The following is a 12,910-nucleotide window of genomic DNA, read 5'->3' as shown; positions in this document are numbered from 1 at the left end:
CTTATTCGCACACAGGTTAGCTTTGCCATCTTCACTGTAGTGGTTGGCTTCGCCTCTTTATTTGGTTCGACATCGTAAATGCGCATTAAGGAGTTCTACTTGAGTGACAGCCAGACTCTGACGGATGTCAGTATTGATAGCTTGTTGCGGGTGTTTACGGTGCCCGAGAATGCAGAGGCGACCTTAAATCAGGTAGATCGTGAACTGTCACTCGACATTGCTACTTTTCTTAATACCCGTGTTGTTGCAAGCGAGAAGGGTCTTGCAGAGATTGAGGCAGAGTTTGCAGCAGCAGTCATACCTGAGGAGCCAGTGAGAGTCGCCCATCATGTAGATCATCTGATGGAAAAGCTGGTTGCTCATTCCGTCAATACCTATGCACCCGGCTTTATCGGGCATATGACCTCGGCATTACCCTATTTCATGCTGCCGCTCAGCAAGATCATGGTGGCGTTGAATCAGAACGTGGTGAAAACCGAAACGTCCAAAGCGTTTACGCCTATGGAGAGGCAGGTGCTGGGCATGATGCATCATCTGGTTTTTGCCAGCTCAGAGGCATTCTATCGACACTGGTTGCACCATGCCGATGGTCAGCTAGGTGCCATGTGCTCTGGTGGCACGGTAGCCAATATCACTGCGTTATGGGTGGCACGTAACCGCTGTTATGGCCCCAAGCCCGGTTTCGCCGGGATTGCCAAAGCTGGCTGGAGTCAGGCTCTGGCGGCTTATGGGGATCGTGGTGCCGTAGTATTGGTTTCCGAGCGTGGCCACTACTCCTTGTCTAAAGCCGCGGATGTGCTCGGTATTGGCCGTGACAACATACGCAGCGTTCCTTGCACAGACAGCGGATCAATTGATATTCAACAGCTGTCAGGCATGATTGCCAGCTGCCACGCCAGAAGGGAGAGAGTTATCAGCCTGGTCGCTGTGGCAGGTTCGACAGAGACGGGCTGTATTGATGCTCTGGAAGAGATGGCAGTGATCGCAGAAAGAGAGGGTATCTGGCTGCACGTTGATGCGGCGTGGGGTGGGCCGGCGCTGTTTTCTGAAAAACATCGTTCGTTACTGAAAGGTATTGAACGTGCAGACTCGGTAACCATCGATGCCCATAAGCAGATGTATGTCCCCATGGGGGTGGGAATGGTGCTGTTCAGGGATCCTGAGTCGCAGTCGAGCATTCGGCATCATGCTAATTACATTATTCGTCAGGGCTCGAAAGATTTGGGTAGCTCAACGCTGGAAGGGTCGCGCCCCGCGATGTCCATGCTGGTACATGCCGGGTTGCACATCTTTGGGCGTCGTGGATATGGGTTGCTGGTTGAAAACAATATTCAGCGCTGCAAGCATTTTTCTACTCTGATCGATATGGCAGCAGATTTTGAGCTGGTGTCAGCCCCTGTGCTCAATATCCTCACTTATCGCTACGTCCCGGCACCACTGCAGTGCTGGCTAGAGTGCCCTGAAAACGTTGCGTCGGAAGTATCAGTGCGAGTGGAGCTGCTGCTAAATCAGGTTATCCAGATACTGCAACGAGTTCAGCGTGAAAGAGGTCAATATTTTGTCTCTCGCACGAGCTTGCCACATGCTCGCCAGCGAGGATTACTGAAGACGGTATTTCGTGTGGTATTAGCGAATCCTTTGACGACCGATGAGATATTAACGGCGATATTGCAGGAGCAGAGAGAGCTCGCTGCTGGTCCTGCAGTTAAGGTGTTGTGGCAGGAAATTGAACAGCTGACCGGACTGGTTCTGGTATAAAACAATGCGTTCGGTTTAGTTTGTTGGCATCGTAACCAGGTGTGTCAGATTTAATGGGGCAATTATCCAAAACCATGGAAAAGAACAGCACAGACAGCTGACAGGTGCGCTAAAATGCAGCCCTGTCGCCACAGTTGCTGTGGTATCCATTCAGCGCACGGCGTACGCCGTCGCATTCAACCTGATGTGAAGAATACGTAAGCATATGAAACCCTTGGTAGGCATCATCATGGGCTCTAAGTCCGACTGGGAAACCATGAGCCATGCAGCAGACATGCTGGAGCAGCTGGGTGTACCTTTCGAGGTGCGCGTCGTATCCGCTCACCGTACACCAGACCTGTTATTCAGCTACGCAGAACAGGCGCGTGAACGCGGGATCGAAGTGATTATCGCAGGCGCAGGCGGTGCTGCCCACTTGCCGGGAATGGTGGCTGCTAAAACCAGCCTGCCCGTGTTGGGTGTGCCAGTGCAGTCCAAAGCGCTGAATGGAATGGACTCTTTGCTGTCTATTGTGCAAATGCCAGCAGGTATTCCGGTAGGAACACTGGCAATTGGTCGTGCTGGTGCCGCCAACGCAGGACTGATGGCTGCCAGTATTCTGGGTAACAAGTATGAGCAGTTCTATCTGGCGCTGGAGGCATTCCGTGCCAAACAGACTGAAACCGTTCTGTCTCAGCCTGATCCGCGGGAGGCTCTGTGAAACTAGGTATACTCGGTGCCGGGCAGTTGGCTCGGATGCTGGCACTGGCTGGTTATCCGCTCGGATTGCGCTTTACTGCGTTTGATCCAGCAAAGGAAGCCTGTGCCAGTGACGTGTGTCCTGTCGTCTGTGCAGCCTATGAAGATGAAGCAGCTCTCAAGGCGTTTGCTGAGTCGGTCGATTGCGTCACATTTGAGTTTGAAAATGTGGCGCTCGAAAGCGCACGCTATCTTGAGCAATTCGTGCCGGTATTTCCCTCATCCAGAGCGCTCGAGGCGACACAGGACCGTCTGGATGAAAAGAACATGTTCCGCGGTTTGGGTGTGGAAACACCGGGGTTTGAACCGATCAATGCCAAAGAGGACATCCTGAAGGCGGCGGAGTCCTTGGGCTTGCCGCTGGTTGTGAAAACACGGCGCTTTGGTTATGACGGTAAAGGTCAGTTTGTGCTGCGCTCGCTTGATCAGGCTGAACAGCTGTGGGCTGAGCTGGGTAGTGTGCCTCTTATTGCTGAAGCGTTTGTCCCCTTTGATCGTGAGGTTTCTATTGTTGCTGTCCGCTCGCAACAGGGTGACATGCGTTTCTATCCATTGACAGAAAACGAACATCGCAACGGTATTTTGCACAAGTCTGTACCGCTTGTTGATGATCCAATGACGGCGCAGGCTCAGCAGTATGCTGCGACGTTAATGGAGTCGCTGGGTTATGTGGGTACGCTGGCGCTTGAGTTGTTTCAGGTGGGTAATCGTCTGCTCGCCAATGAGTTTGCACCGCGCGTGCACAACTCGGGTCACTGGACAATTGAAGGTGCTGAGACAAGTCAGTTTGAAAATCATGTCCGTGCTGTGGCGGGAATTCCACTGGGCGATACGCGCGCGGTAGAGTTCAGCACTATGATCAATCTGATTGGCGATTTCCCGGATCGTGGTGTAATCCAGAATGTTGATGGTGCTCATTTTCATGACTATGGAAAGTCACCGCGCGCTGGCAGAAAAATTGGCCATATCACTATTACCGCTAATTCCACTGAATTGCTGAGTGAGCGAGTTAGTGCTGTTGTCGATGTAATGAAAGTCTGATTGCATAAATAATGATCGAATAAAAAACCAGGATTAATTCCTGGTTTTTTATTGGTGATTAAATCGCCACTATATTTAATAAATCAGCTTCGTTAAATTCATTTCCGCTGGCATCTAATGGCGGAAATTCGGGTGGGTCAAAGGCTTTATCACCATCTTCACGGGGGGTGCCGTCAGCTTTAATGTTCTTGAAATCGAACAGATTAATGTCTGTCATGTGTGATGGGACGATATTGGCCATTGAACGATAAATGCTCTCAACCCTTCCAGGGAACTGCTTGTCCCAGTTCTGAAGCATTTCCTTGATGGACTGGCGCTGAAGGTTCTCCTGCGAGCCGCAGAGATTGCAGGGGATGATCGGGAACTCCTTAAGCGTGGCGAAGCGAGCGATGTCCTTTTCACGGCAATAAGCGAGGGGGCGGATGACGATATTCTCGCCATCATCGCTTACCAGCTTTGGTGGCATGGCCTTCATTTTTCCACCGAAGAACATATTGAGAAACATGGTCTCAATAATGTCGTCTCTATGATGGCCCAGGGCCACTTTAGTGCAGCTCAATTCTTTGGCGGTGCGATAAAGAATGCCGCGACGCAAACGTGAGCAAAGTGCACACGTGGTTTTGCCTGCCGGGATCTTTTCTTTGACGATGCTATAAGTGTCTTCCTCAACAATGCGGTGCTCGATACCCAGCCCCTGCAAGTAAGTTGGCAGTACTGTCTCCGGGAAGCCGGGCTGTTTCTGATCAAGATTGACCGCAATCAGCTCATATTTGACTGAGGAGTAATTTTGCAGGGTAAGCAGCAGATTAAGCAGTGTATAGCTGTCTTTACCACCGGACAGGCAGACCATGATACGGTCGCCTTCTTCGATCATATTGAAGTCAGTAATTGCCTGGCCCATGGAACGAAGCAGGCGCTTCTGCAGTTTGTTGAAGTTGGTTGTCTGGGATTTACTGAGTTCCATTAGGAATATGGCCCGGTGGCAGCAAAAAAGATGAGGCGCATTATACTCAGCTGTCCCGCCGTGTCAGCTGTGATTGGATGTAAAAACAAAAACCACCCGAAGGTGGTTTTTGTTATGAGTGATAGGCTTGTGCCTGCTTAGGCAAAGCAAGCTTCACTATCGGTATTACTTCTCGGGATAGTCGCGCTTTTTCTCGCCAAGATAGAGTTGGCGTGGGCGCCCGATACGAGCGATTGGGCTTGAGTGGTGTTCATGCCAGTGAGCAATCCAGCCAATGGTGCGTGACAGGGCAAAAATCACTGTAAACATATTGGTGGGGATGCCAATCGCTTTGAGGATGATGCCTGAGTAGAAGTCGACGTTCGGGTACAGTTTGCGCTCAACGAAGTAGGGGTCTTCCAGAGCAATCTGCTCCAGGCGCTTGGCGATACGTAACAGTGGATCATTATCAAGACCCAGTTCGCCCAGTACTTCATCACAGGTCTGCTTCATGACTTTGGCGCGTGGGTCAAAGTTCTTGTAGACGCGGTGACCGAAGCCCATCAGGCGGAATGGATCGTCCTTGTCTTTAGCGCGCTCGATGAACTCTGGAATACGTTCTTCGTCACCGATCTGCTCCAGCATGCTCAGTACGGCTTCGTTAGCACCGCCGTGAGCGGGTCCCCACAGTGCTGCAATACCAGAGGCCACGCAGGCGAAGGGGTTGGCGCCAGAAGAGCCAGCCAGACGTACAGTGGAGGTGGATGCATTCTGTTCATGGTCAGCATGCAACAAGAAGATGCGATCCATGGCGTTGGCAAGGATTGGATTAGGCTTATATTCCTCGCAAGGAGTGCCAAACATCATATGCAGGAAGTTTTCTGCATAGGTCAGGTCGTTGCGTGGGAACATGAAAGGCTGGCCAGTGGAGTACTTGTAGCACATGGCTGCCAGTGTCGGCATCTTGGAGATCAGGCGGAACGCCGCAATTTCACGGTGCTGAGAGTCGTTGATGTCCAGCGAATCGTGATAGAAAGCTGACAGAGCGCCGACTACACCACACATGATGGCCATAGGGTGTGCATCGCGACGGAAGCCACGATAGAAGAAGCTTAGCTGTTCGTGCACCATGGTGTGCTTTTTAACGGTGCGAACAAAATGCTCTTTCTCTTCTGCTGAGGGTAGTTCCCCGTACATCAGCAGGTAGCAGACTTCCAGGTAGTCAGACTTTTCTGCAAGCTGTTCGATAGGGTAGCCACGGTGCAGCAGGATACCTTTGTCACCATCGATAAAAGTGATCTGCGAGTCACAAGACGCAGTTGACATGAAGCCAGGGTCGTAGGTAAACAGCCCTTTGGCGGTCAGGCCACGAATGTCGACCACATCGGGTCCCATGGTGCCTGAGTAGACGGGAAGTTCAATAGTCTCGTCTATGCCGTCAACCTTCAGATATGCTTTTTTGTCAGCCATCGGTGGCTCCTGTGAGTGTTAAATGGAATCTGTCACCGGCAGGCTGGCGATGTTCTGCCGGGCCGGTATGGCTTTGTCTGGACGGCCCTGAGTTGAGGACGGTCCTCACTATATTTGCTAAAACCGCTTTGTCAATTCCTCGGGATAGCAGACAAAAGCACAAAACAGAGCTCAATGACAAAACGATAACTAGTAATAGCTATTCCTTAACCGATTCTCAATCATGATTTAGTCGCAGTGCGGAATAAAAAATAATAGCGGTAATAGTTCGATGCTATGGGAACAGTCTTTTTACCTTTTGCCTAGGCGCGATGCCTCATGGTTCGTTGTCAAGGTTAGGGGTAATGACTATACTGTCGCCCCGAAAGTTTTTGTTTGCGCTTGCAACATTGGTGCTTTTCATCAGGTCGGTGAATTAGTGATCAAGGCGTGGAAGTGCAAATAGGAATTTCCCTGAAAGTGCATTGCGCTTCCCTTAATAATCCTACCCTTTGGGGTAGTCATAAGGTGTAGAGAGCCGTGAATAAAAAACGACCAGTCAACCTAGATCTGACGACTATCAAGCAACCCCTTCCGGCTATATCTTCGATACTGCACCGCATAACAGGCGTAGCCCTGTTTGTCGGCCTGGTATTCATGATGTATGCCTTGGACCAATCGCTGACGTCTGAAGAGAGCTTTAACTCGATCTCCGCCACCATGCAGCACAGCTTCTTCGCGAAGTTGATTGCCTGGGGTCTCCTGACGGCACTCTTCTATCATCTGTGTGCGGGCATCAAACACCTGCTGCAGGACTTCGGTTATTGCGAAGAACTTGAATCCGGCCACCTTGCCGCCAAAGTAACCCTGGCTGCTGGTGTTGTGTTCTCTCTGCTGATGGGGATCTGGGTATGGTAACAGCAGTTACGAGTTTTGGCCGTAGTGGCCTGTACGACTGGATGATGCAGCGCATTACTGCGGTGGTGCTGGCTGCATATACCCTGTTGATTGTTGGTTATCTGATTACTACTCCTGACCTGACCTATGCTCAATGGAGCGGTTTCTTCGGTCATACCTGGGTGCGAGTTTTCAGTCTGCTGACCCTTCTGTCTATCGGTGCGCATTCGTGGATCGGTTTGTGGCAGGTGTCTACTGACTATATCAAGCAAACTGGCCTGCGTTTTGTGTTTCAGGCAGTCTGCGGCACCCTGATGTTTGTCTATGTGGTCTGGGGTATTCAGGTAATCTGGGGTCTATAAACAATGTCTAATCTGCGAACTATCAGCTTTGATGCAGTTGTAATCGGTGGCGGTGGTGCAGGTATGCGCGCTGCACTGCAGCTGACCCAATCCGGTCTGAAAACTGCCTGTATCACTAAAGTATTTCCTACACGCTCTCACACCGTATCTGCACAGGGTGGTATTACCTGCGCTATCGCCAGTTCAGATCCTAACGATGACTGGCGCTGGCACATGTACGATACCGTAAAGGGGTCGGATTATATCGGTGACCAGGACGCCATTGAGTACATGTGCTCAGTAGGTCCTCAGGCTGTGTTTGAACTTGATCACATGGGTCTGCCATTTTCTCGTACTGAAGCTGGGCGTATCTATCAGCGTCCGTTTGGTGGTCAGTCCAAGGACTATGGTCGTGGTGGTCAGGCTGCTCGTACCTGTGCGGCTGCTGACCGTACTGGTCACGCTTTGCTTCACACTCTGTATCAGGCCAACCTCAAGGGCGGTACTACCTTCTTCAATGAGTGGTATGCCGTAGATCTGGTGCGCAACTCAGCTGATGCCGTTGTAGGTGTCATTGCCATCTGCATCGAAACCGGTGAAGTGGTGTTCATCAGGGCCAAGGCATCTGTTCTGGCTACTGGCGGTGCGGGTCGTATTTATCAGTCCACTACCAATGCTCACATCAACACTGGTGACGGTGTTGGCATGGCGCTGCGCCTTGGCCTGCCAATGCAGGACATGGAAATGTGGCAGTTCCATCCCACTGGTATCGCTGGCGCGGGCGTGCTGGTAACCGAAGGTTGCCGTGGTGAGGGTGGTTATCTGGTGAATAAGGACGGCGAGCGTTTCATGGAGCGCTATGCACCAAACGCCAAAGACCTTGCTTCTCGTGACGTAGTTGCACGTTCAATGGTCATGGAAATTCTGGAAGGTCGTGGCTGTGGCCCGAATGCAGATCACGTATACCTGAAGCTGGATCACCTGGGCGAAGAGGTTTTGCACAGTCGTCTGCCCGGTATCTGTGAGCTGTCCAAGACCTTTGCTCACGCTGACCCCGTTAAAGAGCCCGTTCCTGTTGTACCTACCTGTCACTACATGATGGGTGGTGTGCCTACTAACGTGGGTGGTCAGGCAATTACTATTGATGCCAACGGTAACGATCATTTTGTGGATGGATTGTTCGCCTGTGGCGAAGTTGCCTGTGTGTCCGTTCACGGTGCGAACCGTCTGGGTGGCAACTCTCTGCTCGATCTGGTTGTCTTTGGTCGTGCCGCTGGTCTGCATATTGAAAAGCTCGTGGCTGACGGCTATGAAACTGCCGAACCAAGCGATGCTGATATCGAGCGCGCTATGGCTCGTCTGAACCGTCTGAACAATTCGAAGAGCGGTGACAGTGCACCGGCCGTTCGTGCTGAACTGCAGAAAATCATGCAGCTCTATTTCGGCGTGTTCCGCGACGGTGAGAACATGAAGAAAGGTCTGCAGTTGCTTGAAGAGCTGCGTCCTCGTGTTGAGAACGTCTATCTGGAAGATAAGAGTAACGCGTTCAACACTGCGCGTATCGAAGCTCTGGAGCTGGATAACCTGTTCGAGGTTGCGGTGGCTACCGCTTATGCAGCTGAAGCGCGTAAAGAGAGTCGTGGTGCTCACGCTCGTTATGACTTCCCTGACCGTGATGATGAAAACTGGCTGAAGCACTCACTGTTCTTCCCGGTTGATAAGCGTGTCGGAAAACGTGAAGTTAACTTTGCGCCTAAGACTGTAGAAGCCTTCCCGCCCAAGGCAAGAACATATTGAGGTCTCATCCATGACTATGCTTCAAGTCAGCGTATATCGTTACAACCCTGAGACAGATAACGCTCCCTACATGCAGGAAATGCAGGTTGATACTGGCGGCCGTGATCTGATGGTGCTGGATGTTCTGCATTTGTTGAAAGAGCAGGACTCGTCACTGGTATTCCGTCGTTCCTGCCGTGAGGGCGTATGTGGCTCTGATGGCATGAACATCAACGGCAAGAACGGTCTGGCCTGTATCAAGCCGCTGTCTGAGTGTGTTGAGAACAACCGGCTGGTACTGCGTCCGCTGCCTGGTCTGCCAGTGATTCGGGACCTTGTTGTCGATATGACTCAGTTCTATCGTCAATACGAGAAGATCAAGCCCTTCCTGATCAACGATACACCAGCACCAGCGATTGAACGTCTGCAGTCTCCTGAGGAGCGTGAAAAGCTGGATGGCCTGTACGAGTGTATTCTTTGTGCATGCTGCTCAACGGCTTGTCCTTCCTTCTGGTGGAATCCAGATAAGTTCATCGGTCCGTCTGGTCTGTTGCAGGCATACCGATTCCTGGCCGACAGCCGTGATACAGCGACTCGTCAGCGTCTGGCTGAACTGGACGATCCGTTCAGTGTGTTCCGTTGCCACGGTATCATGAACTGTGTCAACGTTTGCCCTAAAGGCCTGAATCCAACCAAGGCCATTGGCAAAATCAGAACAATGCTGTTGCAGCAAGCGACCTGATAAAAGAAACAACAAATCGGCCGGCTTAATCCGGCCGATTTGCTTATGAAAGTGCTGTATTGTCGGGTGTCACTTCCTGTAGAATGTTGCGTCGTCTAATAATGCAATGTGATTATGGGGTTCTGATTGATAGTTAAACACTATTAATTGTCGCATGACGGCAGATAGGGTTCGGCTAGAGAAAAGACTCACATTTGACAGACCGCCAGTTAGACGCTTTTCAATAAAATCTAGAACGACTGCTAACCACCAAAAGCAAGGGGAACGGGGAAAGCCCATTATTGCTAACTCGGTTATCGCACACTGACCGGGCTAGCAGTTGAATCCCCGCAGACAGGGTGATCAAGAATGCATGAAAGCATAATGGAGCTCATGTGGCGTACATCTCACCTCTCAGGGGGAAATGTTGCCTACGTTGAGCAAATGTACGAAGACTACCTTCGTGATCCAAATTCAGTACCCGATCAGTGGCGTCAAGAGTTTGACCGTCTTCCAAGAGCCACTGAACAAGTAATTCAAGATATTCCTCATTCCGCTATCCGTGATCACTTCCTACTGCTTTCTAAGAATAAAAAGCGCAGCATTCCTGTGGCGACCAGCTCGGTCAGCACAGAGCACGAGCGCAAGCAGGTTCGCGTACTTAAGCTGATCGAAGCTTATCGTGTACGTGGTCATCAGGCTGCTGTTCTTGACCCGTTGGGCCTGAAACAACGTGAGCCTGTGCCTGATCTTGATCTGCGCTATCACGAACTCTCAGAAGCGGATCTGGATACCACTTTCCAGATTGGCTCCTTGTTCTTCGGCAAGGCCGAAGCGCCACTAAAAGACATCATTGCAGACCTCAAGCAGACCTACTGTACGACTGTAGGTGCTGAGTACATGCACATTGTTGATACTCAGGAAAAACTCTGGCTGCAACAGCGTCTGGAGTCGGTGCGTTGCCATCCTGTCTATGACGCTGCTTTCCGTAAGCATATTCTTGAGCGTCTGAGTGCAGCTGAAGGCCTGGAAAAATATCTTGGCTCGCGCTATGCCGGTGCCAAGCGTTTCGGTCTGGAAGGTGGCGAAGCTCTGATTCCTATGATGGACGAGCTGATTCAGCGCGCCGGTAAACTGGGTGTCAAAGAAGTTGTGATCGGCATGGCTCACCGTGGCCGCCTCAACTGCCTGGTTAACATCCTGGGTAAGAACCCCTCCGATCTGTTCCATGAGTTTGATGGCAAGCGTTCTGTGGAGGGTTCCGGTGATGTGAAATACCACCAGGGCTTCTCTTCAAACGTAATGACTACCGGTGGCGAAGTTCACCTGGCCATGGCGTTCAACCCTTCTCACCTTGAGATTGTTTCTCCGGTGGTTGAAGGTTCTGTGCGTGCTCGCCAGGATCGTCGTGGTGACGTGGATGGTGAGCAGGTTCTGCCTATCAACATTCATGGTGATGCCGCATTCGCTGGTCAGGGCGTGGTTATGGAGACATTCCAGATGTCTCAGACTCGTGCCTACAAGACCGGCGGTACCGTACATATCATCATCAATAACCAGGTAGGTTTTACTACCAGTAACCGCGAAGACTCACGCTCTACCGAGTATTGCACCGACGTTGCCAAGATGGTCCATGCGCCAATCTTCCACGTTAACGGTGATGATCCGGAAGCTGTGGCTTTCGTTACCCAGGTTGCAATTGACTACCGTAACGAATTCCATCGTGACGTGGTTATCGATCTGGTTTGCTACCGTCGTCGTGGTCACAACGAAGCGGATGAACCAAGCGCGACCCAGCCGTTGATGTATGAAAAAATTCGTAAGCATCCAACTACGCGTGAAATCTACGCTCAGCGTCTGATCAACGAGTCTGTGGTCTCTGCCGAAGAGTCCAAGCAGATTGAAGATGAATATCGTGATGCACTGGATAACGGTCAGCACGTTGTCAAATCTTTGGTACTGGAACCCAACACGGCACTGTTCGTGGACTGGAAACCTTACCTGGGCCACAAGTGGACAGCCAAGTGCGATACCACTGTAGACATTAACCTGCTGCACGAATTAGGTGAGAAGGTTTGTGATCTGCCCGAAGGCTTCGTTGTTCAGCGTCAGGTCGGCAAGATCATTGAAGACCGTAAGCTGATGAGCCGTGGTGCAATGCCTCTGAACTGGGGCCATGCAGAACTGCTTGCCTACGCTACGCTGATCAAACAAGGCCATCCGATTCGTCTGACCGGACAGGATGTGGGCCGTGGTACGTTCTCACACCGTCATGCGGTACTGCACAACCAGAAAGATGGCACTGCCTTCAACTCGCTGCAGAACCTGTACGAAGGTCAGCCTGAGTGCGTCATTCGCGATTCCCTGCTCTCTGAGGAAGCTGTGCTGGCGTTTGAGTACGGTTACTCAACGACAACTCCCAATGCCCTTGTTATCTGGGAAGCACAATTTGGTGACTTCGCTAACGGCGCGCAGGTAGTTATCGACCAGTTCATCACCAGTGGTGAAACCAAGTGGGGCCGTCTGTGTGGTCTGACCATGTTGCTGCCACACGGTTATGAAGGTCAGGGTCCTGAGCACTCATCAGCTCGCCTGGAACGTTATCTGCAGATGTGTGCTGAGCACAACATTCAGGTATGCGTACCGACTACTCCTGCTCAGGTCTACCATATGCTGCGTCGTCAGGTGATTCGTCCCCTGCGTAAGCCGCTGGTAGTTATGACACCGAAGAGTCTGCTGCGTCATAAACAGGCAATCTCCAGCCTGGAAGAGTTGGCTACCGGCTCCTTCCAGACCGTTATTCCTGAAGTCGTTGAGCAGAACAAAGCCGAAGTCAAACGACTGGTTATGTGCTCCGGCAAGGTGTACTACGATCTGCTGAACAAGCGCGATGCGGATAATTGCCCGGATGTGGCGATCGTTCGTATCGAGCAGCTCTATCCGTTCCCCGAAGACGATCTGGAAGAGGTACTGCGTCAGTATCCAAATCTTCAGTCTGTCGTCTGGTGTCAGGAAGAGCCAATGAACCAGGGCGCCTGGTACTGTTCGCAGCATCATATGCGCAATGCTATTCGCAAGTGTTTCCCCAACATCGAGTTGGTGGGTGTAGGTCGTCAGCACTCTGCTTCACCAGCAGTAGGCTACACTTCCGTGCACTTGGAAGAGCAAGAGAAAGTAGTTAACGACGCCATCTATGGGTAACAGGCTTAAGCCTGTCAATTAGACTTAAGCTTGTATAAAAAGAGC

At 51.4% G+C, this 12,910-nt stretch carries 10 protein-coding genes; 8 read left to right on the top strand and 2 right to left on the bottom strand.

Features of this window, described 5'->3' with window-relative positions; all coding sequences use genetic code 11:
• Nucleotides 1–99: 99 nt before the first annotated feature.
• The 3 genes from panP to QCD60_RS25430 all read left to right on the top strand — a co-directional run bounded on the left by panP (nucleotide 100) and on the right by QCD60_RS25430 (nucleotide 3,537).
• Nucleotides 100–1,758: a pyridoxal-dependent aspartate 1-decarboxylase PanP gene (gene panP, locus QCD60_RS25440; protein WP_279789694.1), complete on the top strand. Its 1,659-nt coding sequence runs from the start codon at nucleotides 100–102 to the stop codon at nucleotides 1,756–1,758.
• Between the two features lie 205 nt (nucleotides 1,759–1,963).
• The gene (gene purE / locus QCD60_RS25435; RefSeq protein ID WP_279789692.1) at nucleotides 1,964–2,458 is read left to right on the top strand and encodes a 5-(carboxyamino)imidazole ribonucleotide mutase; all 495 of its coding nucleotides are present in this window, start codon (nucleotides 1,964–1,966) and stop codon (nucleotides 2,456–2,458) included.
• Nucleotides 2,455–3,537, top strand: coding sequence for a 5-(carboxyamino)imidazole ribonucleotide synthase (locus QCD60_RS25430; protein WP_279789690.1), 1,083 nt, complete (start codon nucleotides 2,455–2,457; stop codon nucleotides 3,535–3,537). Before purE ends, QCD60_RS25430 begins: the two co-directional genes overlap by 4 nt.
• Nucleotides 3,538–3,595: 58 nt before the next feature.
• Here the strand turns inward: QCD60_RS25430 and ttcA are convergent, their stop codons facing one another.
• Both ttcA and gltA read right to left on the bottom strand, forming a co-directional pair.
• Entirely contained in the window at nucleotides 3,596–4,501 is a 906-nt protein-coding gene (gene ttcA / locus QCD60_RS25425) for a tRNA 2-thiocytidine(32) synthetase TtcA (protein ID WP_279789687.1), read from the bottom strand.
• A 165-nt stretch (nucleotides 4,502–4,666) separates the two neighbouring features.
• On the bottom strand, nucleotides 4,667–5,950 hold the full coding sequence (gene gltA / locus QCD60_RS25420; protein WP_104151596.1) for a citrate synthase: 1,284 nt from the start codon (nucleotides 5,948–5,950) through the stop codon (nucleotides 4,667–4,669).
• A gap of 519 nt (nucleotides 5,951–6,469) precedes the next feature.
• Between gltA and sdhC the strand changes: the two genes are divergently transcribed.
• The 5 genes from sdhC (at nucleotide 6,470) to QCD60_RS25395 (ending at nucleotide 12,865) form a co-directional block, all read left to right on the top strand.
• On the top strand, nucleotides 6,470–6,847 hold the full coding sequence (sdhC, locus tag QCD60_RS25415; RefSeq protein WP_104151595.1) for a succinate dehydrogenase, cytochrome b556 subunit: 378 nt from the start codon (nucleotides 6,470–6,472) through the stop codon (nucleotides 6,845–6,847).
• Complete coding sequence (sdhD, locus tag QCD60_RS25410) at nucleotides 6,841–7,188, top strand: succinate dehydrogenase, hydrophobic membrane anchor protein (RefSeq protein WP_110185522.1); 348 nt, start codon at nucleotides 6,841–6,843, stop codon at nucleotides 7,186–7,188. Before sdhC ends, sdhD begins: the two co-directional genes overlap by 7 nt.
• Before the next feature lie 3 nt (nucleotides 7,189–7,191).
• Nucleotides 7,192–8,964 (top strand): succinate dehydrogenase flavoprotein subunit, encoded by a 1,773-nt coding sequence (gene sdhA / locus QCD60_RS25405; RefSeq protein WP_279789684.1) that lies wholly within the window; start codon nucleotides 7,192–7,194, stop codon nucleotides 8,962–8,964.
• Nucleotides 8,965–8,980: 16 nt separating this feature from the next.
• Nucleotides 8,981–9,685 (top strand): succinate dehydrogenase iron-sulfur subunit, encoded by a 705-nt coding sequence (locus tag QCD60_RS25400; RefSeq protein WP_104151628.1) that lies wholly within the window; start codon nucleotides 8,981–8,983, stop codon nucleotides 9,683–9,685.
• 348 nt (nucleotides 9,686–10,033) lie between these two features.
• Nucleotides 10,034–12,865, top strand: coding sequence for a 2-oxoglutarate dehydrogenase E1 component (locus tag QCD60_RS25395; protein WP_104151592.1), 2,832 nt, complete (start codon nucleotides 10,034–10,036; stop codon nucleotides 12,863–12,865).
• The last annotated feature ends 45 nt before the right edge of the window (nucleotides 12,866–12,910 follow it).

It is taken from the genome of Pokkaliibacter sp. MBI-7 (genome assembly GCF_029846635.1).
Lineage (GTDB): Bacteria > Pseudomonadota > Gammaproteobacteria > Pseudomonadales > Balneatricaceae > Pokkaliibacter.
Note: the sequence above shows the minus strand (reverse complement) of the source record. Positions and strands in the feature narration are given on the sequence as shown.